This is a genomic window from Mesorhizobium sp. M8A.F.Ca.ET.021.01.1.1, from assembly GCF_003998025.1.
In the GTDB taxonomy this organism is placed as follows: domain Bacteria; phylum Pseudomonadota; class Alphaproteobacteria; order Rhizobiales; family Rhizobiaceae; genus Mesorhizobium.
The window spans coordinates 1-20,964 of the sequence record NZ_RZSJ01000012.1 but is presented as its reverse complement, the minus strand read 5'-3'; the positions used below and the strand labels follow the sequence as shown (position 1 = coordinate 20,964).

Genomic DNA, 20,964 nt, shown 5'->3' with positions numbered 1-20,964 from the left:
AATCAGGAATAGCTCCGCTCCGTTCTCGTCTTGGGGGTCGCCTGCTCTGCCGCCTCACCGCGCCTTGGGCGTCATCAATGCCATCCCGTAGACCAGGATGAAGCCGGCAAATGCCGCGACCCATGCGACGCCCGCCATGTCGATTACCGCGCCATAGGGGACGAAGGCGGCCAGAATTCTCAATAATCCCGCGAGAAGGATGGCTACGAAGATAAACAAGGCGCCTTTTCCAGCCTTCAGCTCTCGGCCGGTGTGCCCGAGCGTCGCGCGGGTCATGACAGCAAGCGTCATGGCGCCGACCGCACCAGTTCCAAGCGCGTGGAGCCCTGCAGCGGCCGGCACGATAACAGGAAAGAAAATCGCCGCCGAAACCAAGGCGAGACCGATCGGCACAAAGGCGTATGCAAGATGGAGCATGAGCACCAGCGGATCCGGCAAGGTGCGCTCGCCAGCCCAGCGCGACAAACGCCACACCTGGCAGGTTGCGGCAATGGCCATGAGCGTTCCTGAGGTGGCGCTGTCGGGGGCGAACGTCCATGTTGCCAATGCGATGGCCGAGATGGCTATCGAAGCGATGTCGAATCGGTCAAATGGCGCCGGCAGCCTGCCGGGATTTTCGCGCACGAGCCAGTTGCGTGTGAAGCTCGGAATAATTCGCCCGCCGATCAGCGAGATGAGCAGGATCGCCGCAGCCATGCCGAGTCTTCGGCTGATGTCCGACACGCCCTCAACATGGGCCTCGATGTGGAACGCGCCGTTCGCGGACGCCAGCACGACGAGCGGCAGCAGCACCTTGAGGTTTCGCCAGTTGCGTCCCGCGACGATTTCGCGGGCTGCCGCGGCAGCCACCGCAAGCAGAAATGAGCCATCGACCATAGCTGCTGCTTCCCAGCCAATGTCTGCCGAGAAGAAGACAGCGGCGCGGCCGGCAAGCCATAGGACGACCAGCGCCAGCAGCGGCAGTCCTTGCACGGGAAGCCGGCCGGTCCAGTTGGGGATGGCTGTCAGCAGAAACCCGGTCACGATCGCCGGCAGATAGCCGAACAGCATCTCGTGGACATGCCAGTCGACCGGAACAAACACACTATGGGCTTCGAGGCCGCCCGCATACATCGGCAGCCAGAGCAGAATGGAGAGCCCCGCATAAAGCGACCCGAGAAAGAAGAAGGGTCTGAACCCATAGGAGAGAAAAGCCGGACCGGAATAGTCCCGCAGACGTGGAATTGCCATGACCTACATCCTGAAATGAACAGGGCCGGATGAACCGCCGCCCTCGGTCCGTCCGGCCCATGCCCGCCCGTTTGTGGCAGGCAGGCTATCTCATGCCGATCAGTTGGCGGGAATCTGGGTGAACAGATCCGCGAACACCGTCTTTGCCTTGCCAGGATGTTTGACCGCTTTCGCGGTATCGAGATTGACCGGCTTGCCGACGACGATCATCGCGACCATGCCCATGCCGTAGTGGGGCGCGCATTTGACGCCATAGACACCCTCCTTGGTCAGCGTGACGGTGATTTCCTCACTGGGCTTGCCCTTGAAAGGCTCGGCGCCATCCGGGATCATGCCCTTGATCGACTCGGCGTCGTGGCTCTTGTCGGTCGGCACGAACTTGACGGTGTCGCCGGGTGCGGCCTTGACGAAAGCCGGCTGGAAAACCATTGCGCCCTTTTCGCCCTTGTTGAGCATCTGCACGACGTGCTCTTCGGCGCTTGCGCCGCCAGCGAGCGCGAGAAGGGAGATTGCGGCGGCGAAGATAGTGCGTTTCATCGAATTGTCCTTTGTCTCATGTTCGCGGCGTTGCGCCGTTCCCTCTCATTTAGCCTGATGCCCCCGCGAACAATTTGCGCTGGCGCAAACTCGCGATAAGAATGGTTGGCGCGTCCTGGCGCGGTGTCTTGGGGTCGTGAGGAGATACGTTTGGCTGCTCTGGACCGATCTCTGATATCGCAGCTGCCGCTCTTCCAGGGGATGACTGCGGAAGAACAAAGCGAAATCCTGCGAAGCGCACGGTCGTCACGCTATGCCAAGGAATCCGCGATCTTCGAGCAGGAGACAGAGGCTCATTCGTTTTTTGTGCTGATTTCTGGCCATATCCGCGTCGTTCGCACTACGCCGGACGGACAACAGGTCATTGCCAGATACATCAGTGAAGGCGAAATCTTTGGTGTCGCCGCGGCGCTCGGCCGAACGACCTATCCCGCCAGCGCCCTCGCGGCCGTCGACTGCGTGGTACTGACGTGGCCCAACGCTCTGTGGGCGGAGATGGCGCGACGATTCCCGGCATTTGGGGCAACCACCTACAGAACCGTCGGTACCCGGCTGCAGGAGACCCAGACGCGGGTGGTGGAGATGTCGACCGAACAGGTCGAGCAAAGGATCGCGCATGCCTTGTTGCGGCTGGCAAACCAGACCGGCCGAAAGACCGAAAGCGGTATCGAAATCGACTTCCCGATTTCGAGACAGGACATCGCCGAGATGACAGGCACGACGCTGCACACCGTCAGCCGGGTGCTCAGCAGGTGGGAAGACATCGGAATAATCGCCAGCGGCCGCCAGAAAGTCACGGTCAAGGATGCCCATCGCCTTGTGGTTCTCGCCGAGAACCCGGGCAAACACTGACGATCACCGTTCGCCCCGGATAGTCGCGTCCAGATCGGCCAGGAAACGCGCCTCATCCACGCAGTGCTCATGGCACGCCTCGGCCACGGTGTGGAACGTGCCGATCGGACAGCCGACACAAAGCATCCTGTAGCTGAGCAGCACGGCCACGCTTGCCGGCCATTTCCTCATCATCTCGTCAACCACCGTATTGGGAGTGATAGACTTGGGTTTCTTCACGACGCAGTCCTCCGCGATTTGCGAAGCCCTCGTCATAGTTCGCTCAGGGGACGGCTTCGTTGCGCTTTCGCAACTTCATGGAACCAGCGCTGAAACGTCTTGAGGCAATACTATCTTGCGTGACGAAAAAGTACTCGCAGCCATCGGAGCGGATATGGCTGCCGCGCCGTCATATGGCAGTGCCGACGAGCGCGCCGATACCGGCGGTCAGCGCCATTGCCGCCGCGCCCCAAAAGGTGACGCGAATCGTTGCTTTCAGCACATTGGCTCCGCCGGCTTTGGCTCCGATGGCGCCCAGGACCGCCAGGAACAGGAGTGAGGCAACAGACACCGTTGCGGCAAGCCAGGCGGCCGGCGAAACAAGCACCATCGCCAAAGGCATGGCCGCGCCAACCGAAAATGCTGCCGCCGAGGTCAGCGCGGCCTGGATTGGTCTGGCCGTGGTGACTTCGGAGATGCCGAGTTCGTCGCGAGCGTGGGCGCCGAGCCCATCCTTCGCCATCAATTGGTCGGCGACCTGCGAGGCAAGGGTCGGCTCGACGCCTCGTCTGACATAGATCTCTGCAAGTTCCTGCCGCTCGAAATCTGGTTGTGTCGCCAATTCCTCTCTCTCACGCGCAAGGTCGGCTCGTTCGGTGTCGGACTGCGAACTGACCGAGACATACTCGCCTGCCGCCATCGACATCGCACCGGCGACCAGTCCGGCGACGCCGGCCACCAGAACATTGGAGGCCGCGGCATCGGCTGCCGCCACGCCAACGATCAGGCTTGCCGTCGACACGATGCCGTCATTGGCGCCGAGCACGGCAGCGCGCAACCAGCCGACGCGGGATACAAGATGGTTTTCATTGTGCAGCCGGCTCATGATATCACGGCGCCCCGCCGTTCAGGTCGCAGCATCCTGACCAGCGCCGCAATTGTCCAATGCAGCAATATCTGGGTTCCGGTGTATCCGGCTGGCTTGTTGGCAACAATCATAGGCAGTTTACCTGGTTTGAGAGAACCTTCCTACATCGCCGCTCATGCGGCAATCTTGATCTAGGACAAGCCAATCTACCGTCCCCCTAGAGCTTTCACTGTCCCCTCGCAGTTCGACCTCGGCTGACAGCCAGTTGTCAGCTTGGTTGTGGGATATTGCCTCCGAAGCGGACCAGACGGGTCGCGTTTGCAAGGTTCAATGTGGAAGCACAATTCCGATGAAAGAGATTGCCCTGTCACTTTTGGTGATCGCCGCCTCGGGCGTTTATGTCTGGGATCAGGCCGGCAAGGATTCGGCAAACGATATGCTCGGCGAGGCGCTGCCGGCCGACGCAGCCGAAGCGCCTTCCGTGCAGCCAAAAGAACCCGCATCCGCTGCGGCTTTGCAGCTGCTTCGCACCTCGCCGGCGCCCCTCGATCTCCGGTTTAGAACAAGGTTCCCGATTTCCGGGGAAACGACAGCTGGCATAGGAACGCCTGCCGAACGCCCCAATGATCCAGTCAAGCCGACAGTGGTTCCGGTGGCGCCACAACCGTCCCCAACGCCAGTGGCGCCGTCTGTCGCCGATCCTGCCTCGTCAGCGCCTTCCTTCGCCGTTACGCCCGCCGTCTACATACCAGTCCCGCAGCCGAGGCCGGCATATCCGGATGCACCAGCACGGGTCGTCCGGGTGGGCATGAAGCTCGCCGCAAAGAGCTATGCCGACGGCGTCTACACCGGCCCGACGGCCGATGCCTATTACGGCATCATCCAGATTCAGGCCCTCGTACAGGGCGGGCAACTGACGGCGCTGAAAGTGCTGAAATATCCCTCCGACCGCCGCACCTCCGTCAACATCAACAGGCAGGCGCTCCCCATGCTGCGCGACGAAGCGATCAGCGCCCAGAGCGCCGATGTCGATATTATTTCGGGCGCGACGCTAACCAGCAGGGCTTTCATCCAGTCGCTGCGCGGCGCGCTGAAGAAAGCGTCGTCGTAGGTCCATGCGCGACACGCGAATTTTGATGGGCATGCCCATTGCCGTCGACCTCGGCGGCGCGTCGAATGCTGAACTGATCGAAGCCGTCTTCGGCTATTTCGAGCACATCGACCGGCGCTTCAGCACCTACCGGGCCGACAGTGAAATCACGGCCATCAACCGAGGCGACGTTCCGGTCGTCGACTGGAGCGGCGAGATGATGGAAGTGTTCGCTCTCGCCCGACAGACGAAAGACGAGACGGACGGATACTTCGATATTCGCAAGCCCGACGGGTCGCTCGATCCTTCCGGCATCGTGAAGGGCTGGGCCATTCGCAATGCAGCGGAGATTGTTCAGCGAGCCGGCATCAGCGATTTCTTCATCGAGGCGGGAGGCGATATCCAGTCCTGCGGCAAGAATGCATCGGGCCATGACTGGAGCGTCGGCATCCGCAATCCCTTCAATGCGGACGAGATCATAAAGATCGTCTATCCCCGCGGTCGCGGCGTCGCAACCTCCGGCACCTATGTCCGCGGTCAACACATCTACAATCCGCATGGAATTGGCAGTCAGATACAGGACATCGTCAGCCTGACCGTGATCGGCGCCGATGTGCTCGAAGCCGATCGTTTCGCCACCGCGGCCTTCGCCATGGGACGTGACGGCATTCTCTTCATCGAGCAGACGCCTGGCCTGGAAGGCTATCTCGTCGACGCCAATGGCCGCGCCACGCCGACAACCGGGTTCGGAGCCCTTTGCCTGCCATGATCAAGACCATCGACCGATTTCTCGATCACCTGACCATGTACAGGCTGGTCCTCTACTATCTGATGACGCTGGTCGGCGCAGCGTTCGTGCTCGGCTTCGTCAAGCTGGTGCCACACGATCCGATTGCGCTTGCCTTCACCACAACGCTTGCGCTGGCCGCCTGCTGGATCACCAACAAGGTTTTTGCGCATGTCTTCGCAGTTCCGGCCAACAACGAGTCCGTCTACATCACCGCGCTCATCCTGACGCTTATCCTCGATCCGGTTGCGGTCACGGACATCATGGGGATTGCGGCAGTGGTATTCACATCCGTCTGGGCGATTTCATCCAAATTCATTCTCGCCATCGGCCGGAAGCACCTTTTCAACCCGGCTGCGCTGGGCGTGGCGCTGTCCGCGCTGCTGCTCGACCAGCCAGCCACCTGGTGGGTGGGCGGCAATCTGCCATTGCTTCCGATCGTGCTCGTCGGCGGCATGCTCATTGTCCGGAAACTGCGCCGGCTTGACCTTGTCTCGACCTTCGTTGTCGTGGCGCTGGCGACCATTCTGGCAACCACGGACCCATCGCAATACTGGACCGCGCTTGCAGAGACACTGGGTTCATCGCCGTTGCTGTTCTTTGCCTTCGTGATGCTGACCGAGCCGCTGACCGCGCCGACGATGCGTTGGCCGCGTATCGCCTTTGCCGCCATTGTCGGCTTTCTGTTTGCTCCCAACATCCATATCGGCTCGTTCTATTTCACGCCGGAACTGGCGCTGCTTGCCGGCAACGTGTTTGCCTATGCGGCTGGCCCCAAGGCACGCTTCGTGCTGACCTTGGAACGCATTGAGCAATCGGCCGTCGACAGTTTTGACTTCGTCTTCCGGTCGCCACGCAAGCTCGCATTCGAGGCCGGCCAGTACCTCGAATGGACGCTTGGCCTCGATCGTGCCGACAATCGCGGCAACCGCCGCTATTTCACAGTCGCCTCGGCGCCGACGGAGGAAACAGTCCGCCTCGGCGTCAAGTTCTATCCGCAATCAAGTGCCTTCAAGCGCGAGCTGATGACCATGAAGCCAGGCAGCACGATCCATGCCGCGCAACTGGCCGGCAATTTCACGCTGCCCGCCCGGCGTGAAACCAAGATCGCGTTCCTGGCCGGAGGCATCGGCATCACGCCGTTCCGCTCGATGCTGCAATATCTCATCGACCGCAAGGAGTGGCGACCGATCGTCATCCTCTACGCAACAGAGAGACAGCAGGACATCGCTTATCGCGACGTGCTTGGCGCGGCCAGGCAGGAGCTTGGCATCAAGACGATCCACGCTGTGGCGCACGGTGGCGAGCGCGGGCAATATCCCGGATATATCGACGAGCGCCTGATCCGTCTGGCCATACCCGACTACCTCGAGCGCACTTTCTACATTTCCGGCCCGCAAGCGATGGTCAAGGCGCTGCGCCAGAAACTGCTGGCCATGGGCGTTCGCCGCTCGAAGATAAAGGTCGACTATTTCCCGGGTTTTGCCTGAAGCAGGCTCAACTGTGTCGCGGCAAGGAAATGGTCACCACAAGGCCCGGATCGGCGTTAGCCATGGCAAGGCGTCCGCCATAGGCTTCGACGATGTCGGAAACGATGGCCAGGCCAAGACCGCTGCTGCCTCCCTTGCTGTCGAGCTGGACACCACGTGACATCGCGGACTCCCGATCGGCATCCGGTATACCTGGGCCATCATCAGCAACACTGACGGTCACCTCGTCCCAGGCAGTGGATGCACCGACACGGACTGACGATTTTGCATAGCGCGCGGCATTCTCGACCAGATTGCCGAGAACTTCTGACAAGTCGCCTTCGTCGATTGGGGCCGTCAAATCTTCGGCGATATCCAGCTTGAAAGAAAGCTGCTTGCCGCTTGGTGTCCGTTTGACGACGGCAATGACGCCAGCCGCGACGTCCGACACAAGGCAGGATGCCTTGCCGGAAACGCCGGGGGCGAGGCGCGCTCGCGCGATCTCCCGCTCGACATGGCGCCGGATCGCTCCGGCGCTCTTTTCAATCTCGTCAGCCAGAACCGTCTCGCCTTTCTTGCGCAAGGCCCGGATGTCGGCCGACAGCACTTGCAGCGGTGTCTTGAGGCCATGCGCCAAATCGGTGGCGCGCGAGCGGGCTCGCGCAAGCGCCTTCTCCTGGGCATCGAGAAGACGATTGATTTCGTCCGCGAGCGGCTGCACCTCGCTCGGCGCCACCACATCGAGCCGTGCTGATCGCTGCGCAATCACGTTTCTGACCGAAACCCGCAAGGTCTCCAGAGGCGCAAGACCGACGGTGATCTGGATGAAGAAGGCGGCCATGAGGGCAATGGCGAGCAGAACAAGGGCTGGCGCAAGGTCGCGGACATACCCATCGATGGATTCCTTCACCGTTTGATGGTCTTCCGCCACGACGGCGCGAAACGATCGCCCACTGGCGTCGATGATCGTGCGCTCGACGGCGATGGTGAGCTCCCCTTGTGGCCCCTTGAATTCCTTGATCTCCCTGAATTCGCCGTTGGTTGCGCGATCAGGCAAGGCAAGCGTCGCGTCCCATAGTGAACGCGAGCGGACAAGGTTGCCGGATCCGGTATCCTGCACCTGCCAGTAGTGGCCGGAAAAGGGAATGGAGAAACGTGGGTCGGCCAAGGTCGCCTGGACCGAAAGACGGCCATCGGCGGCAAAATTGGTCGCGCCAATAAGATCGTTCAGGTCGACTGTCAGCTCGCTGACAACGCGCCGCTCGACGTTAAGTTCGAACAGATAGCGCAATCCAACGCCGGCGATGGCAAGAGCAACCAGGATCGAGATCGTTGCCGCCAACCAGAGCCTGAACCGGATCGAGTTGCCCATCAGCGGGAATCGTCGGGCATCAGATACCCGAATCCGCGCCTCGTTTCGATGACGTCGCTCCCGAGCTTGCGACGCAGGCGCGCGACGATCACCTCGATCGTGTTCGGATCGCGGTCGTTGCCTGAATCGTACAAATGCTCGGCAAGTTCGGTCGGCGCCACCACCCGGCCGGCGTGGTGCATCAGAAACGCCAGGAGCCGGTATTCCAGCGGCGAAAGCGCAACGGGAATGCCGCGAAGCGAAATGCGCATCTGGCGTGTGTCCAAGAGCAACGGCCCGGACCTCAACACGGGTGCCGCCTGCCCGGCCGAGCGACGCAGGATTGCCCGTAACCGGGCGAGCAGTTCTTCCATTTCAAAAGGTTTGGGAAGATAGTCGTCGGCACCGGAATTGATGCCGTCGACGCGTTCGGTCCACATGCCTCTTGCGGTCAGGATGAGAACCGGGAACCTGCGCGCATTCGCCCGCCAACGTTTCAAGACCGTAAGACCATCGAGCTTGGGCAAGCCGAGATCCAGAATCGCGGCGTCATAATTCTCGACATCGCCTGCGAACCAGGCAGCTTCACCATCCTTTACGATATCGACCGCCATTCCCGATGCTTTGAGGGCGGTCGCGATATCGGCAGCGATACGGGGCTCGTCTTCGGCCAGGAGGATCTTCATCAGTCACCCTCCCCATCGCGCATGATGACACCGGCACCGGCGTCGACGTCGACGGTCTTTCGCCGGCCATCGGCACCCACGACCTGAAAACGGTAGACCCATCTGTCGGCCTTGCGGATGAGATCGACCGCAACAACATCGCCGGGAGCTTTGGTGCGGACAACGTCCAGTATATTGGCAAGGCCCTTGATTTCGCCGCGTTCGTACAAATCCCGCGCCCGGTCATGGTCGCCGTCATCGTCCTCGTCGGCACGGGCAGCGAGAGGCATGGCCAAGACAAGTCCCGCGAGAACCAGCACCGCCAAACGCTTCCATTGTCTTTTCATCGGCAAGGCATGTCGCACGTTGCAGCTTTCAATTTGCTGTCAGTTATCCTCAGCCCACAGCAAGCAAGGGGACCATATCAGGGCATCATCGCGTCCAATCATGGCCGCGCCAAGAAGGATACGAGACCATGCGCAATTCCATGCTTGTCCTTGCAGCACTTGCAAGCCTCACGATCTTCGCGCTGCCGGCGGCCGCTGAATCGGACGAAGGATCATGTGGGGCGTCATCGTCTGTTGTCCCATCCGGTCCGATCGATCTGCAGGCCATCCCGATGCAGGACGCCTCCACCCCGAAAGCCATCAAGGGTGGCGACGATGCGTGTGACGACCAACAAGGCGATGAGGCCGACGAAAACGACTAGGTCTCCCACGGCGCGTGGCCGCCACCGCATATGACGGTTGCCAATGTCGTGGGCCAAGGCTCGCTGCAAAGTCGGCAAATTATCCAAGCTCCTTGCCAATTTCTGGAGAGTTTTCGTGATCCCTATTCAACATATCCACCCAATTCTTGTTCATTTCCCTATTGTTCTGATCTACATGCTTGTGGCTATCGACCTTGTGGCGCTGGTTGGCGGCAGCGCCGTTACCAAGAGATCTGGCGCCGGTACGATCTCTACTTTCGTAGCCCTGTCTGCCGGAGTGTTCGCCATTGGGACCTGGTTCTTTGGAGGTCTTGCCCTGGATCATGCCGAAGCGGCCGGCTTCAGCAGCGATATCGCGGAGATCCACGAAAGCCTGGGAGGTATCACTGCCTTTGCCTTCCTGGTCTGGGGACTTGTGCGGTTCGCGCTTTGGATGCGGAACCGTGACATGCGGGCTGTAACGATCGCCATTCCTTTGATTGAAATTTGCGGTGCATTCCTGGTCACTGCGACAGCCTACTATGGTGGGCTGCTTGTCTACGAACTTGGTGTCAACGTCGCCAAGACCGCGGTCGCTGGTTGACCGGTTCGCGCCCAGTCATTCAAGGTTGCAATTTTGGATGACCATTTGCCTCGACCGAAAAATGATTCAGATCAAGGCGCTTCGTGCATGTGCAATCTAAGAAGCCGGAGGTTGGAAAAACTCCGGAGAACGACCATGCAAGCCGAAGCCATAATGAGCAGGCCAGTCGTCGGCATAGACCCGTCCGCATCGATCGCCGAGGCTGCCGGGTTGATGCTCTCCAAAAAGGTCAGCGGCCTCCCCGTCATTCGCAACGACGGCAGGCTGGTGGGGATCGTCAGCGAGGGCGATTTCCTGCGACGCGGGGAACTGGGCACGGAGCGCAAGCGCTCGCGCTGGCTGGAGTTTCTCGTCAGCCCCGGAAAGGCCGCCGACGAATATGTCCGCGCCAATGGTCGACGGGTTGAAGAGGTGATGTCGCAAGATGTCGTGACGGCATCCCCTGCAGCATCACTCGCGAAAGTCGTCGAGCTCATGACGCGTCACCATGTCAAACGCATTCCGGTCGTCGAAGCTGGGAAAGTCGTTGGCATCATCACCCGCTCTGATCTTCTGCGGGCATTGCTCGGCGTCCTTCCGGATGGAGCCGCTACGGTCATCGATGACGAACAGATTCGGCAGAACATCGCTACCGAGCTTGCGAGGCAGAGATGGGCCGGCAACGATTTGATCAACGTGACGGTGGACAAGGGTGTGGTGACACTGAGCGGCGCCATCTTCGACGAACGCGAGCGCCAGGCAGCGACAGTCGCCGCCGAAAACGTCGCCGGCGTCAATGCTGTCAAGGACAATCTCTTCTGCGCCGATCCCGTGTCGGTCATCCTTGTTTCGTAGCGGAGTAGACATTGATCCGCAGCGAGGCACCACTGCCTCTCTGCGTTGCTGGTCCTTGCCCAAGGCTTCGCCATGCTTAGGGCGCGACCAGGGGTATCAATGGTCGAAGGAGTAACAGGGCAAAGCCAATAAGCGCCGCGCCCGCAACTTTTTCTGCCAGTGTTTTGCCTCCGCAGAAGCGCCGCCCCAGCAAAAGCCACACCGATCCGCTGGCAGCTGTCATCACCAGAAGCGCAATCCAGAAGATCCCCAGTTCGCGCGGTTCGATGTTCATCGGCACGATAGACAGGCAATAGATGAAGGCCTTCGGATTGAGAGCACTGGTCACCGCAACAGAAATGGCGTCGCCGCTTTTGGCAGCGTTGATCCGGGCGCTTGCCGTCAGACGCAGGCCAAGAATGACGAGCCACCCGGCCGCTACCAGCCTGAGTATTTGAATGGCGTCAGGCGACATGAAGGGACGCAGTGAAAACCAGCACGCGGATGCGATCCCGTATCCGCATGCCTGAGCGGCCAAGAGCTTGACCGCTTTCTCCCGCTTGACCGACCCTGTCAGCAAAAGAGCGTTGGTTGGCCCTGGTGCGACAAAGAGCAGGAATGCTTCCAGAAAAAATAGGGTGTCCAACTGCCTGGTCCCGTGGAATGCAAACCTGTCAACTGCAAGACTCGGTTTGCGTTGACTCTGTCAAAACACGGACAGCACGACATCGTCCAGGCTGAGTACTCGAATGACTAGCGTTGGCCGGCCGCATGCTGCAGTCGAGCGATCAGGTCGCCGTTGCGGCAATAGTCTGGCGGGTTATTGGCTTGCTGATGTTCGTCGAGCCAGACCGAGCATTCATCCTGATGTCCGCAGGAACGGCAGCGATCCACTGCCCTGCTGGTGACGGCGGCATGGTCGGCTACGACTTTCAACTGTCTGTCGACGCCGAGCTTCCGCATCATGCGATCCATCAAGGTGGTTCTGGCATCAACTGAAATCAGGTAATCGAGAAAGGTCATGGTAATCACTCCTGCCTGCTGGCCATCATGGCATGTTGGCGGCAAGCGGCGTTGATCTCGATCAACAGGCGGTATCGTTGCCGATCCCTGAGCCTCAAACAGGGAGCATGGCGCTAAACCTTGGCCACAAGGCGATCGAGAAAGGACCGCTGACCGGCAAGCAACTTCTTGCGGGCCCGGCTCTCTTGTCCGAAGAACCAGCGCTTGGTCGCCTCCGAGGCGCATAGGTAGAGTGCGGTAATCGCGACAAGCGCGACAAGTACGGGCAGAGGCAAGGGCACGAAGCCGAACCAGGCTGCAAACGGCAGATAGGGGATCATGATCGCCATAATCCCGACGGCCAATGTAAGCCAGGCAAGCAACGGGCTTGGACGGCTCGCCCAGAAAGCCCTGTGCGTGCGCACGATGAGCACGATGGCAAGCTCCGTCAGCAACGACTCGACAAACCAGGCGGTCTGGAATGCGGCCTCCGTGGCGTGCGCAAAAACCAGAAGGAAAACGAAGGTCGCGAAGTCGAACAGCGAACTGACCAGGCCAAAGCTGATCATGAACCGCCGCACAAAACGGATATCCCAGTGGCGAGGCCGGCGCAGTCGGTCGGGATCGACGTTGTCGCTTGCAATGGCGAGTGAAGGAACGTCAGAGAGGAAATTGTTGAGCAGGATCTGCTTGGCAAGAAGCGGAAGGAAAGGCAGGAACAGCGAGGCGACAGCCATGCTGATCATGTTGCCGAAATTGGCGCTGGTGGTGATTGAAATGTACTTCATCGTATTCGCGAAGGTCTTGCGGCCATCGTCGACGCCGCGCACCAATACGCCGAGGTCCTGCTTGAGAAGGATGATATCGGCCGCCTCGCGCGCGACATCGACAGCGGTGTCGACCGAGATGCCTATGTCTGCCTCATGAAGGGCAGGCGCATCATTGATGCCGTCGCCAAGGTAACCAACGACATGGCTCCTGCTCCGCAAGGCCTGAACGATGCGCTCCTTCTGGTTGGGGTCGATCTCGACGAAGAGGTCGGTGTGCTGCACGCCCGCGAAGAGCGCGCTCTTCGTCAATTTCGAAAGCTCCTCGCCGGTCATGATCCTGTCGGCGCGCAAGCCGATCGCCTGGGCGAGATGCGCGGCAACGTAACGGTTGTCGCCAGAAATGACCTTTACCGCGATGCCGCGGTGGGCGAGTTCGGCAAGCGTCTCCTTGACGCCCTTCTTTGGAGGGTCGAGGAAAAGCAGGAAGCCAGCGAAGGCGAGATCGATCTCGTCTTTCCTGCTGAACGTTTTCTGGCTCTCGAACTGACGGATTGCCAGGCCCAGAACGCGGTAGCCGTCCGCGCTCCAGCGCCGGAATTTTTCGTCGATTGCCGCACGGTGCGTTTCATCGAGGGGTTCCAGCCCGGTGGCTGCTCGGGCGAAGCTGCAGGTTTCGAGGACATTTTGTACGGCACCTTTGGTAATCAGAAGGTTCTGGGCGTCCTTGGTCCGGACCACAACGGATAGCCGCTTGCGAATGAAATCATAGGGGATTTCGTCGACTTTCGTGAAGGCCGCCAATAATGCGCCTTCGCCCGGCGCACCGGCGATTGCTTCGTCCAGCGGGTTCTTCAGTCCGGTCTGCAGGGTCGCGTTGAGACGTGCCCAGAGCAGGATATCGGTTGACGGATTGCCGTCGACATCGAGCCATCCATCCAGGTGGATAACGCCTTCCGTCAGCGTCCCCGTCTTGTCGGTGCACAGCAAATCCATGCTGCCCAGATTCTCGACGGCATCGAGACGGCGCACGATGACGCCATTGGCTGCCATCGCGCGAGCCCCTCGAGCCAGCGTCACGCTGATGATGGCCGGGAGAAGTTCGGGCGTAAGGCCAACCGCCAGTGCCAGCGAAAACAGCAGCGATTCAATCAGCGGTCGATGCAGCAGCAGATTGGCGAAGAACACCAGGATGACGATTGCCAGCATGATCTCGGTCATCAGATAGCCAAACAGCCTGATACCCCGGGCAAACCCTGTTTCGGGGATTTGTCGCTCCAGGGCGGCGGCGATCGATGCGAATTCAGTGCTGGCGCCGGTCGCTGCCGCAAGCACGGTTGCAGTGCCGCTGCGGACCGACGTGCCCGTGAAAACGGCATTGCTGCGCTGTGCTATGGAGGCCTCGGGCGCCGACCGCCCCGGTGCCTTCACGACGGGAAAGGTTTCGCCGGTCAGTACAGCCTCGCTGACATTGAAATCGCGCGCGTCCAGAATGATACCGTCCGCGGGAATGAGGTTTCCGGCCGAAAGCCGGATCACGTCGCCCGGCACGATATCTTCGGCGGCGACCGAGCACTCGGCGCCGTCGCGCAACACAATAGCCTTGCGCGAAATGCGCTGTTTCAGTGCTTCGGTCGCCAGCGACGCACCGTACTCTTGGGTGAAGCTCAGGACGCAGCTTGCCAGCACGATCGCGCCGATGATCGCAGCCTCCTGGCCCTCCCCGACGAAGGCTGATACGCAGGCCGCGAAAATGAGGATCAGGACCAGCGGGCTGCGGAACTGGCGGGCAAACACTGCCAGGGCCGACGCGCCTGACGTCGACGCGGGTGTGTTTCGGCCGAATTTTGCGAGCCTCGATGCCGCTTCGGACGAAGCAAGCCCCGAGACTGAGGTCTCAAGACCTAACAAGAGGTCATTGGTCTCGATCGACCAATAGGCACCGTCCTCTGGCGAGACGGATTGCTGGCCAGCTTCGCCTATCATCAATACGACATGAAGCGGTTGATGCCGCTCTCTTCGATCAGCGTGCGGGTGACGCCGCCGAACGCCCATTCCCGCAAGCGGCTATGGCCATAGGCGCCCGAGACGATGAGATCCGCATGGATCGAGCGTGCGAATGTCAGCAACCGGTCGCCATCAGCCTTACCGGCGATCAGCTCGGTTCGCGCCTTGATGCCATGGTGCTCGAGAAAGACCGCGACATCGGCGAGGCTGTCGCGAATGCTTTCGTCGCGCTCGGTGTCGATCGTGGCAATCACGACTTCGCTGGCTTTGGCCAGGAAAGGCAATGCGTCAGTCATCGCTCGCCGAGCCTCCCTAGTGTCCTTCCACGCTACGAGAACAGTTTTTGCAAGGACGTGCTCGACGTTGGTTGCGGCGACCAGAACCGGACGCCCGGCGCCCAGTGTCAGACTGCCGACATCCACGGCGCGAAACACATTGTCTCCTGCCTGGCCGGTAACGATAAGGTCGGCTGCTCTGGCCGAAACGCTGAGGAACCGGGTCGGGCTGCAAACGGCTTGGCCCCATTCGCTAAAGATCGAAGCAGGAACCAGCCTCTCGAACTCGGCACGCAGTTCGGCAAGCCGCTTTTCGATTTCTGTTCGCTGGATCTGCATGATCTCGCCTTCGTAGACCATGCCTTGGCCGGTCGCGACCAAGGGCGGAACATCGGCTGCCGCCAAGCCGATAAGACGGGCTCCGAACCGTTCCGCGAGTTCGACCCCCACCTTTACAATAGGTGCAGGAGGCGCATCGATGGCGAGGTTGACGATGATTGACTTGTAAGACATTGCGGACGCCTTTCGCTGAACTATGGAATGCGTGATGAATTGCATTCGCCAGCGTCCAATGCCTTGACGCGCGTCAAAGATCGCCAACTGCGCCTGCGCACGAAAACGTCGGCTCGATCCGTTTTGCGTGAGCGGCGAGAAGTGATAATTAGCCCCGGTAGCACCGTCTCGAACTCAGGAACCTCAGGTGATCAAAGACGAAGCGCTCAGTTTGTCGCCCGGCGGGACGACACTCAAATCACTGCTGTCGCGAATGTTCGATCAGGCTCCGGGATTTATAGCGCTCATGCGCGAGCCAGGTCACGTTTTCGAACTGACCAATGCCGCCTACCAGCAATTGATCGGCAACAGGCAAGTGATCGGAAAGTCCGTGCAGGATGCCTTTCCCGAGCTCGAAGGATATGAGTTTTTCGACCATCTGGACCAAGTCTACACGACCGGCGAGCCCTATAGGGGCTACGGGGTGAAGGTTGGCCTTCGCAACACAGCCGACGGCCCGGTCGAAGAGCGCATCCTTGATTTTGTCTATCAGCCGATCAAGGCTGACGATGGCCGTATCACCGCGATCTTCATTGAAGGCACGGATGTCAGCGAACTCTCCTTTGCAAACGCCGCACTTCGGCTGCGCGAGGACCATTTGCGATCCATCCTGGCAACAGTTCCGGACGCAATGGTCGTCATTGACGAACAGGGCCGGATCCAGTCCTTCAGCACCGCTGCCGAAACGCTGTTCGGCTATCAGTCAAGCGACGTCATTGGTCAAAACGTGAGAATGCTGATGCCCTCGCCCTACCGCGACGAGCATGATGCCTATCTGCTTCGCTATCTGACGACGGGAGAGCACCGGATCATCGGACTCGGCCGCACCGTTACCGGCGCGCGCAAGGATGGCACGACATTCCCAATGGAGCTTTCCGTCGGCGAGATGCATCCGGGAACCGGACGTTTCTTTACCGGCTTCTGCCGCGACCTCACCGAACGCCACCGGGCAGAAGCAAGAATCCAGGAGCAGCAGCAGGAACTGCTGCACATGGCGCGGTTTACAGCACTCGGCGAAATGGCTTCGACGCTTGCTCATGAGATCAACCAGCCACTGACGGCGATCACGAACTACCTCAAAGGCAGTCGTCGACTGCTCGAGAAAAGCCAGGACGAGAATGCGCCTATGCTTCGGGATGCTGTCGAAAAGGCAGCTGAGCAGGCATTGCGAGCAGGCGACGTCATCCGTCATCTGAGGGATTTTGTGGCCAGGGGCGAAAGCGAGCGCCAGGTCGAACGACTGCCGGTTCTCATCGAGGAAGCCGCGTCCCTGGCCCTGGTCGGCGCAAGGGAGATAAATCTCCTTGTCAGCTACAAGCTTGACCCTGCCGCCGAACTGGTCTTGACCGATCGCATCCAGATTCAGCAGGTTCTGCTCAACCTGATGCGCAACGCGGTGGAGGCTATGCAGGACGCGACGCGACGCGAATTGAAAGTCACAACCGTTGCCCGGGATGATGGGATGGCCGAGGTAAGCGTAATCGATACAGGTCCGGGTCTCGCGCCGGAGGTCTCGGCCCAGCTCTTCCAGCCGTTCGTAACGACCAAGAAGCAAGGCATGGGTGTTGGCCTTTCCATTTGCCGTACCATCGTTGAATCGCACGGTGGCCATATATGGGCCGAGGTAACGCCGGCCGGCGGAACCGCTTTCCGGTTCACCTTGCGCATCGTAGAGAAGGAAGAGGTCACAAATGGCCGACAGTGATCTGGTGCACGTGGTCGACGACGATGTCGACGTCCGCAAGTCGCTCGGTTTTCTTCTGGCCACAGCGGACTTCGCCGTACGCCTGCACGAATCGGCCACGGCATTTCTTTCGACGGCAAAAGGCAACCTCGAGGGCTGCATTGTCACCGACGTACGCATGCCGGGCATAGACGGTATTGAGTTCCTGCGGCAACTCAGGGCGGGCGGGCATACAATTCCCGTCATTGTCATGACGGGCCATGCCGATGTGGCGCTTGCCGTTCAGGCAATGAAGGAAGGCGCTGCCGATTTCATCGAGAAGCCGTTCGACGACGAAATGCTGATCGAAGCGATTCGCTCCGCGCTGGCCAATCGGAACCAAGCAAACGCGGCGCATCCCCAGTCTGCGGATATCCGCACGCGTCTGTCGGCCTTGTCAGAGCGCGAGCGGCAGGTGCTGGATGGACTTGTTTCGGGTCTGCCTAACAAGACGATCGCCTACGATCTGGGCATCAGCCCGCGCACGGTCGAGATCCATCGCGCCAATGTCATGAGCAAAATGGGCGCAAGCAGCTTGTCACATCTTGTGCGCATGGCGCTGATCGTGGAATCCCGACCCTAGGAAGAGTTTTCAAGAGGTTTGCGAATTCCGACCTGGGCCCGCTCCAAGTCCCAATCGCGCCAGTGGGTCGGCCGGATGTCGACACGGGCACCGCTGGCAGCATTCTTCCAACCCTCCGTCACCCTTCTGCAGGCAAACACAAGCGCGTGCTCGCCGTCTTCGTCGAAGACGGCGAGTTCGAGATCGCGACCAAACGGAGCGCTTAGGATTGGTTTCCACATCGCATCAAAATCTTCGCAAACGGTGCGTTGCGCATTGATCTGCATCATTTTCTGGAATCGCCGAATAGGCATGCGCGTTGCCGGGCGTCGAGCTGATCTGGCTAATAGCTGCTGCGGCAGACGCCATATCGTCATCGGTGCCAATCACATGCATGGCGCGGGCAGCCCAATTGATTGCCAACGCAGCGCTGATACCTGATCCGGCGCCCATCGCGACGCTGGACGCCGATTGATCGGGATCAAGGACCGTGCTGCGCAAGCGCATATCATCAGACGGTATAGGGAGAATTGGGATGCACTATATCAAGGCCGATGAAGCCCTGTGGGCCTCCAGCATGTTGCCGGAAGGCATCCTGGAGCGCTGGTTCATTACGAGCGGCGACACAATCAAGGCCGGCGAGCGAATAGCCGAAGTTCGCGTTGAAGACGCGCTGCACGAGATTGTAGCGCCGGTAGGTGGCCGCGCGACGATTGTCGCCACCGCGAATACCGTCATCGAACCAGGCTCGATTCTGGCAACGCTGGAGTCTTAGCCCTGTGAGGACGCCTCACCGGGCTGATTGCGCTCATTCCTCACTTGTAGTCTCAAGGAGAGTATCAGGCTTGGTCGCCAGCTGCGTCCGCAGCTCCGATCACGGTTTCTGCAAGGTGTTGATGTAAGCGATTATTGCATCGATCTGGTCGGGGCTGGCGATCCACTCAGGCATGTCCGGATGGCCCGTCGAAATCCCCTCGGCGAGGGCTTCCTCGAGATCGGTGATCGGATAGCGCTTTGACAAGGTGCGAAACGCCGGGGCGTCGGGATGACTGCTCTTGTCGGTTTTTCCAATGGCGTGGCAGCGGGCGCAATTGACTTCCACCAACGCCTTCCCGTGATCCGTTAGGCTATCGGCACGGGCTGGGTGCACATATCCGAGCAGCATCAGTGCAAGGACGGAAGCCGGCAGACGACGATGCCCACAAAAGCTGTTCATGTCTGACGACCTCTGCATTGCCGATCTACGCGACTGTCTTCGCCGCTGCGTCCTCGATCGCGGTTCTGGCTTCCTCGCGGACCCGTTTGGCCGTTTCCGAAGCAAGCCTGGAGGTCAGTGCGGCGACCTTGCCGGCTTCGCTGACGTATTGCGATGTCGCATTCTGCAGAAAAGCAGAGAAGATGTCGAAAGCGTCATTGAACTCCGGACAGGTGATGAGATCGTCGGCCAGCTTGATGTCCTGTTCGCAACGATGCTTCAGAAATGCCAGCGTTTCGACGTTATAGCGCATCATCACCTTGAAGGCGTGGACTTGAAGAGACGCGGCAGCAAGGAAGAACGTCTGGCCATTTCCCGCAATCGGCAACAATTGTGTGCCGAATGAGGATGGCTCGGGCTGAGTGTGCATTATCGACTACTCCATCCTGAGGCATGCGAACATAATCTCCACAGCGCAACGTTGACGCCATTCGTCGCCGTGTCCTTGATCAGGATCAACCCTCTGACCTTGCGGACTGTACGAGCGCCCCGGCACCAACCGGTCTCGTTGCGTTTGACCCGCATCAAGGTGCTTGCCTCTATTTGATGGCCAAGTCGCGTCAACCGCAGATGGAATGACGCGATGGCTTTCAAGACGATCATGGTTCAACTGGACGTGGACGCAATCGCAGCGCCACGCATCGCGATGGCGTGGGATCTTGCTCAACGGATCGAGGCCGACCTGATCGGCTTCTGCGCCGCCGAGCCGCATTTTGTCCTCCCAACCAGCACTGATGACCAGGCCGCGACCAAGGCGTTGTGGCGCCAGGTAGAGGAGATAGAAGGTCGCCTCGACTGCCTGAGGGAGGAATTCCTGAGCATCGTCAACGGCAGCAATCGTGCCTCGTGGCGCGGAGAGGTAGGCAATCCCACGCGCCAACTTGCACTCAATGCGCGTGCCGCCGACTTGATCCTCGCTGGCCCGCCGACGGCCGATCTGGTGGTCGACCGTCATCGTGTGCTTGATCCGGCAAGTCTCATCCTTGCGGCGGGCCGTCCGATACTCGTGGCATCGGAACCCCTTGCGCCGATAAGAGCCGAAAGCATCCTGATTGCGTGGAATGACACGCGGGAAGCGCGACGTGCCGTCGTCGACGCTATGCCTTTCCTGATCACCGCCAGGGATGTCGTGATCGCCACCGTGGACAATGGGAATACTGGACCCAGGGAAAATGCAGCGGATGTCGAACTCTTTCTGACGCGCCACGGTGTGAAGGCGCGATCCGAAATCTTGGATGCGTGCCGCTCCGAACCGGCGGAAATCCTCCTCCAGATCGGACAGGATATTGCGGCCGATCTCATCGTTCTCGGTGGCTACGGTCATAGCCGGGTACTGGAGAGGACCTTTGGCGGCGTGACGCGTTCTGTGCTGCGCAGCGGATCATTGCATCGGTTCATATCGAACTGAGGAGGTGACACCTCCAAATCGTGGTTTTGACATAAATCAAGGTCTTCCGCTCCCGCAAACGGTTACGTCTAACCTTGCCAAGTTCGGTGTAGCTGATGCCCGCAGCGCAACCGCGAGCAAATAAGGAAATTCGGACATGAATTACCAGCGGTTCTTCGAGGACGCGATCGACCAGCTCCATGCCGAGCGTCGCTACCGCGTCTTCGCCGATCTAGAGCGCATCGCGGGCAAGTTTCCGCGCGCCATCTGGCGTTCCAACGG

At 60.1% G+C, this 20,964-nt stretch carries 26 protein-coding genes; 11 read left to right on the top strand and 15 right to left on the bottom strand.

From position 1 onward, the window contains the following. Positions 1-54 precede the first annotated feature (54 nt). Together EOA36_RS03005 and EOA36_RS03000 are read right to left on the bottom strand one after the other, a co-directional pair. The gene (locus tag EOA36_RS03005; RefSeq protein ID WP_127275572.1) at positions 55-1,230 is read right to left on the bottom strand and encodes an NnrS family protein; all 1,176 of its coding nucleotides are present in this window, start codon (positions 1,228-1,230) and stop codon (positions 55-57) included. A 99-nt stretch (positions 1,231-1,329) separates the two neighbouring features. Next, complete coding sequence (locus tag EOA36_RS03000; protein WP_127275571.1) at positions 1,330-1,767, bottom strand: pseudoazurin; 438 nt, start codon at positions 1,765-1,767, stop codon at positions 1,330-1,332. Between the two features lie 150 nt (positions 1,768-1,917). Here EOA36_RS03000 and EOA36_RS02995 point away from each other — a divergent pair, with 150 nt between their 5' ends. Then, entirely contained in the window at positions 1,918-2,619 is a 702-nt protein-coding gene (locus tag EOA36_RS02995) for a Crp/Fnr family transcriptional regulator (RefSeq protein WP_127275570.1), read from the top strand. 3 nt (positions 2,620-2,622) lie between these two features. Here the strand turns inward: EOA36_RS02995 and EOA36_RS02990 are convergent, their stop codons facing one another. Together EOA36_RS02990 and EOA36_RS02985 are read right to left on the bottom strand one after the other, a co-directional pair. Further along, positions 2,623-2,838, bottom strand: a complete 216-nt coding sequence (locus tag EOA36_RS02990) for a DUF1858 domain-containing protein (RefSeq protein WP_127275569.1) — start codon at positions 2,836-2,838, stop codon at positions 2,623-2,625. A 169-nt stretch (positions 2,839-3,007) separates the two neighbouring features. Further along, positions 3,008-3,703, bottom strand: a complete 696-nt coding sequence (locus EOA36_RS02985) for a VIT family protein (protein ID WP_127275568.1) — start codon at positions 3,701-3,703, stop codon at positions 3,008-3,010. 331 nt (positions 3,704-4,034) lie between these two features. On the opposite strand from EOA36_RS02985, the gene EOA36_RS02975 reads away from it, so the two are divergent. Genes EOA36_RS02975 through EOA36_RS02965 form a run of 3 tightly spaced genes read left to right on the top strand, consistent with a single transcriptional unit; the run spans position 4,035 to position 7,052 of the window. Continuing rightward, positions 4,035-4,796 (top strand): FMN-binding protein, encoded by a 762-nt coding sequence (locus EOA36_RS02975; protein ID WP_127275567.1) that lies wholly within the window; start codon positions 4,035-4,037, stop codon positions 4,794-4,796. Positions 4,797-4,821: 25 nt separating this feature from the next. Continuing rightward, positions 4,822-5,544 (top strand): FAD:protein FMN transferase, encoded by a 723-nt coding sequence (locus EOA36_RS02970; RefSeq protein WP_245464236.1) that lies wholly within the window; start codon positions 4,822-4,824, stop codon positions 5,542-5,544. After that, positions 5,541-7,052 carry an RnfABCDGE type electron transport complex subunit D gene (locus EOA36_RS02965; RefSeq protein ID WP_127275565.1) on the top strand — a complete coding sequence of 504 codons (1,512 nt, stop codon included), beginning with the start codon at positions 5,541-5,543 and terminating at the stop codon, positions 7,050-7,052. Before EOA36_RS02970 ends, EOA36_RS02965 begins: the two co-directional genes overlap by 4 nt. Before the next feature lie 7 nt (positions 7,053-7,059). On the opposite strand, the gene EOA36_RS02960 is transcribed toward EOA36_RS02965, so the two are convergent. The 3 genes from EOA36_RS02960 to EOA36_RS02950 are packed head-to-tail and all read right to left on the bottom strand — an operon-like array spanning position 7,060 to position 9,337. Next, positions 7,060-8,403: a HAMP domain-containing sensor histidine kinase gene (locus EOA36_RS02960; protein ID WP_127275564.1), complete on the bottom strand. Its 1,344-nt coding sequence runs from the start codon at positions 8,401-8,403 to the stop codon at positions 7,060-7,062. Then, positions 8,403-9,068 carry a response regulator transcription factor gene (locus tag EOA36_RS02955; RefSeq protein WP_127275563.1) on the bottom strand — a complete coding sequence of 222 codons (666 nt, stop codon included), beginning with the start codon at positions 9,066-9,068 and terminating at the stop codon, positions 8,403-8,405. The genes EOA36_RS02960 and EOA36_RS02955 overlap by 1 nt, the downstream gene beginning before the upstream one ends. Further along, positions 9,068-9,337: a hypothetical protein gene (locus tag EOA36_RS02950; RefSeq protein WP_245464237.1), complete on the bottom strand. Its 270-nt coding sequence runs from the start codon at positions 9,335-9,337 to the stop codon at positions 9,068-9,070. Before EOA36_RS02950 ends, EOA36_RS02955 begins: the two co-directional genes overlap by 1 nt. Positions 9,338-9,522: 185 nt before the next feature. On the opposite strand from EOA36_RS02950, the gene EOA36_RS02945 reads away from it, so the two are divergent. The 3 genes from EOA36_RS02945 (at position 9,523) to EOA36_RS02935 (ending at position 11,173) form a co-directional block, all read left to right on the top strand. After that, positions 9,523-9,756 carry a hypothetical protein gene (locus tag EOA36_RS02945; RefSeq protein WP_127275561.1) on the top strand — a complete coding sequence of 78 codons (234 nt, stop codon included), beginning with the start codon at positions 9,523-9,525 and terminating at the stop codon, positions 9,754-9,756. A gap of 43 nt (positions 9,757-9,799) precedes the next feature. After that, a complete protein-coding gene (locus EOA36_RS02940) occupies positions 9,800-10,339 on the top strand; it encodes a DUF2231 domain-containing protein (RefSeq protein ID WP_127275560.1) in 540 nt (179 codons plus the stop codon). A 135-nt stretch (positions 10,340-10,474) separates the two neighbouring features. Further along, positions 10,475-11,173 carry a CBS domain-containing protein gene (locus tag EOA36_RS02935; protein WP_127275581.1) on the top strand — a complete coding sequence of 233 codons (699 nt, stop codon included), beginning with the start codon at positions 10,475-10,477 and terminating at the stop codon, positions 11,171-11,173. A 76-nt stretch (positions 11,174-11,249) separates the two neighbouring features. Here EOA36_RS02935 and EOA36_RS02930 read toward each other — a convergent pair whose 3' ends face one another. The 4 genes from EOA36_RS02930 to EOA36_RS02915 all read right to left on the bottom strand — a co-directional run bounded on the left by EOA36_RS02930 (position 11,250) and on the right by EOA36_RS02915 (position 15,716). Next, positions 11,250-11,798, bottom strand: coding sequence for a hypothetical protein (locus tag EOA36_RS02930; RefSeq protein WP_127275559.1), 549 nt, complete (start codon positions 11,796-11,798; stop codon positions 11,250-11,252). Positions 11,799-11,905: 107 nt separating this feature from the next. Beyond that, positions 11,906-12,175 carry a DUF6455 family protein gene (locus EOA36_RS02925; protein ID WP_127275558.1) on the bottom strand — a complete coding sequence of 90 codons (270 nt, stop codon included), beginning with the start codon at positions 12,173-12,175 and terminating at the stop codon, positions 11,906-11,908. Between the two features lie 113 nt (positions 12,176-12,288). Beyond that, entirely contained in the window at positions 12,289-14,907 is a 2,619-nt protein-coding gene (gene mgtA, locus EOA36_RS02920; protein ID WP_245464235.1) for a magnesium-translocating P-type ATPase, read from the bottom strand. Beyond that, positions 14,907-15,716 (bottom strand): universal stress protein, encoded by an 810-nt coding sequence (locus tag EOA36_RS02915; protein ID WP_189343564.1) that lies wholly within the window; start codon positions 15,714-15,716, stop codon positions 14,907-14,909. Before EOA36_RS02915 ends, mgtA begins: the two co-directional genes overlap by 1 nt. Positions 15,717-15,903: 187 nt before the next feature. Here EOA36_RS02915 and EOA36_RS02910 point away from each other — a divergent pair, with 187 nt between their 5' ends. After that, positions 15,904-17,460 carry a PAS domain S-box protein gene (locus EOA36_RS02910; protein WP_127275556.1) on the top strand — a complete coding sequence of 519 codons (1,557 nt, stop codon included), beginning with the start codon at positions 15,904-15,906 and terminating at the stop codon, positions 17,458-17,460. Then, a complete protein-coding gene (gene fixJ / locus EOA36_RS02905; protein ID WP_127275555.1) occupies positions 17,447-18,061 on the top strand; it encodes a response regulator FixJ in 615 nt (204 codons plus the stop codon). The genes EOA36_RS02910 and fixJ overlap by 14 nt, the downstream gene beginning before the upstream one ends. Here the strand turns inward: fixJ and EOA36_RS02900 are convergent. Both EOA36_RS02900 and EOA36_RS02895 read right to left on the bottom strand, forming a co-directional pair. After that, the gene (locus EOA36_RS02900; RefSeq protein ID WP_127275579.1) at positions 18,058-18,282 is read right to left on the bottom strand and encodes a hypothetical protein; all 225 of its coding nucleotides are present in this window, start codon (positions 18,280-18,282) and stop codon (positions 18,058-18,060) included. The two genes, fixJ and EOA36_RS02900, sit on opposite strands and share 4 nt — an antisense overlap. Positions 18,283-18,286: 4 nt before the next feature. Continuing rightward, entirely contained in the window at positions 18,287-18,541 is a 255-nt protein-coding gene (locus EOA36_RS02895) for a hypothetical protein (RefSeq protein WP_127275554.1), read from the bottom strand. A gap of 34 nt (positions 18,542-18,575) precedes the next feature. On the opposite strand from EOA36_RS02895, the gene EOA36_RS02890 reads away from it, so the two are divergent. Further along, positions 18,576-18,815 carry a lipoyl domain-containing protein gene (locus EOA36_RS02890; RefSeq protein WP_127275553.1) on the top strand — a complete coding sequence of 80 codons (240 nt, stop codon included), beginning with the start codon at positions 18,576-18,578 and terminating at the stop codon, positions 18,813-18,815. A 99-nt stretch (positions 18,816-18,914) separates the two neighbouring features. On the opposite strand, the gene EOA36_RS02885 is transcribed toward EOA36_RS02890, so the two are convergent. Next, positions 18,915-19,205, bottom strand: a complete 291-nt coding sequence (locus EOA36_RS02885) for a cytochrome c (RefSeq protein WP_127275552.1) — start codon at positions 19,203-19,205, stop codon at positions 18,915-18,917. A 76-nt stretch (positions 19,206-19,281) separates the two neighbouring features. After that, positions 19,282-19,665 carry a phasin family protein gene (locus tag EOA36_RS02880; protein WP_127275551.1) on the bottom strand — a complete coding sequence of 128 codons (384 nt, stop codon included), beginning with the start codon at positions 19,663-19,665 and terminating at the stop codon, positions 19,282-19,284. Positions 19,666-19,878: 213 nt separating this feature from the next. Here EOA36_RS02880 and EOA36_RS02875 point away from each other — a divergent pair, with 213 nt between their 5' ends. Then, positions 19,879-20,703 (top strand): universal stress protein, encoded by an 825-nt coding sequence (locus EOA36_RS02875; protein ID WP_127275550.1) that lies wholly within the window; start codon positions 19,879-19,881, stop codon positions 20,701-20,703. Positions 20,704-20,964: the final 261 nt, after the last annotated feature.

Coding starts and splice junctions, on each gene's coding strand:
- EOA36_RS03005 (WP_127275572.1), bottom strand. CDS start 1,230: ATGGCAATTCCACGTCTGCGGGACTATTCCGGTCCGGCTTTTCTCTCC.
- EOA36_RS03000 (WP_127275571.1), bottom strand. CDS start 1,767: ATGAAACGCACTATCTTCGCCGCCGCAATCTCCCTTCTCGCGCTCGCT.
- EOA36_RS02985 (WP_127275568.1), bottom strand. CDS start 3,703: ATGAGCCGGCTGCACAATGAAAACCATCTTGTATCCCGCGTCGGCTGG.
- EOA36_RS02975 (WP_127275567.1), top strand. CDS start 4,035: ATGAAAGAGATTGCCCTGTCACTTTTGGTGATCGCCGCCTCGGGCGTT.
- EOA36_RS02970 (WP_245464236.1), top strand. CDS start 4,822: ATGGGCATGCCCATTGCCGTCGACCTCGGCGGCGCGTCGAATGCTGAA.
- EOA36_RS02965 (WP_127275565.1), top strand. CDS start 5,541: ATGATCAAGACCATCGACCGATTTCTCGATCACCTGACCATGTACAGG.
- EOA36_RS02960 (WP_127275564.1), bottom strand. CDS start 8,403: ATGGGCAACTCGATCCGGTTCAGGCTCTGGTTGGCGGCAACGATCTCG.
- EOA36_RS02955 (WP_127275563.1), bottom strand. CDS start 9,068: ATGAAGATCCTCCTGGCCGAAGACGAGCCCCGTATCGCTGCCGATATC.
- EOA36_RS02950 (WP_245464237.1), bottom strand. CDS start 9,337: ATGCCTCTCGCTGCCCGTGCCGACGAGGACGATGACGGCGACCATGAC.
- EOA36_RS02945 (WP_127275561.1), top strand. CDS start 9,523: ATGCGCAATTCCATGCTTGTCCTTGCAGCACTTGCAAGCCTCACGATC.
- EOA36_RS02940 (WP_127275560.1), top strand. CDS start 9,800: ATGTCGTGGGCCAAGGCTCGCTGCAAAGTCGGCAAATTATCCAAGCTC.
- EOA36_RS02935 (WP_127275581.1), top strand. CDS start 10,475: ATGCAAGCCGAAGCCATAATGAGCAGGCCAGTCGTCGGCATAGACCCG.
- EOA36_RS02925 (WP_127275558.1), bottom strand. CDS start 12,175: ATGACCTTTCTCGATTACCTGATTTCAGTTGATGCCAGAACCACCTTG.
- mgtA (WP_245464235.1), bottom strand. CDS start 14,907: ATGATAGGCGAAGCTGGCCAGCAATCCGTCTCGCCAGAGGACGGTGCC.
- EOA36_RS02915 (WP_189343564.1), bottom strand. CDS start 15,716: ATGTCTTACAAGTCAATCATCGTCAACCTCGCCATCGATGCGCCTCCT.
- fixJ (WP_127275555.1), top strand. CDS start 17,447: ATGGCCGACAGTGATCTGGTGCACGTGGTCGACGACGATGTCGACGTC.
- EOA36_RS02900 (WP_127275579.1), bottom strand. CDS start 18,282: ATGTGGAAACCAATCCTAAGCGCTCCGTTTGGTCGCGATCTCGAACTC.
- EOA36_RS02890 (WP_127275553.1), top strand. CDS start 18,576: ATGCACTATATCAAGGCCGATGAAGCCCTGTGGGCCTCCAGCATGTTG.
- EOA36_RS02885 (WP_127275552.1), bottom strand. CDS start 19,205: ATGCTGCTCGGATATGTGCACCCAGCCCGTGCCGATAGCCTAACGGAT.
- EOA36_RS02880 (WP_127275551.1), bottom strand. CDS start 19,665: ATGCACACTCAGCCCGAGCCATCCTCATTCGGCACACAATTGTTGCCG.
- EOA36_RS02875 (WP_127275550.1), top strand. CDS start 19,879: ATGGCTTTCAAGACGATCATGGTTCAACTGGACGTGGACGCAATCGCA.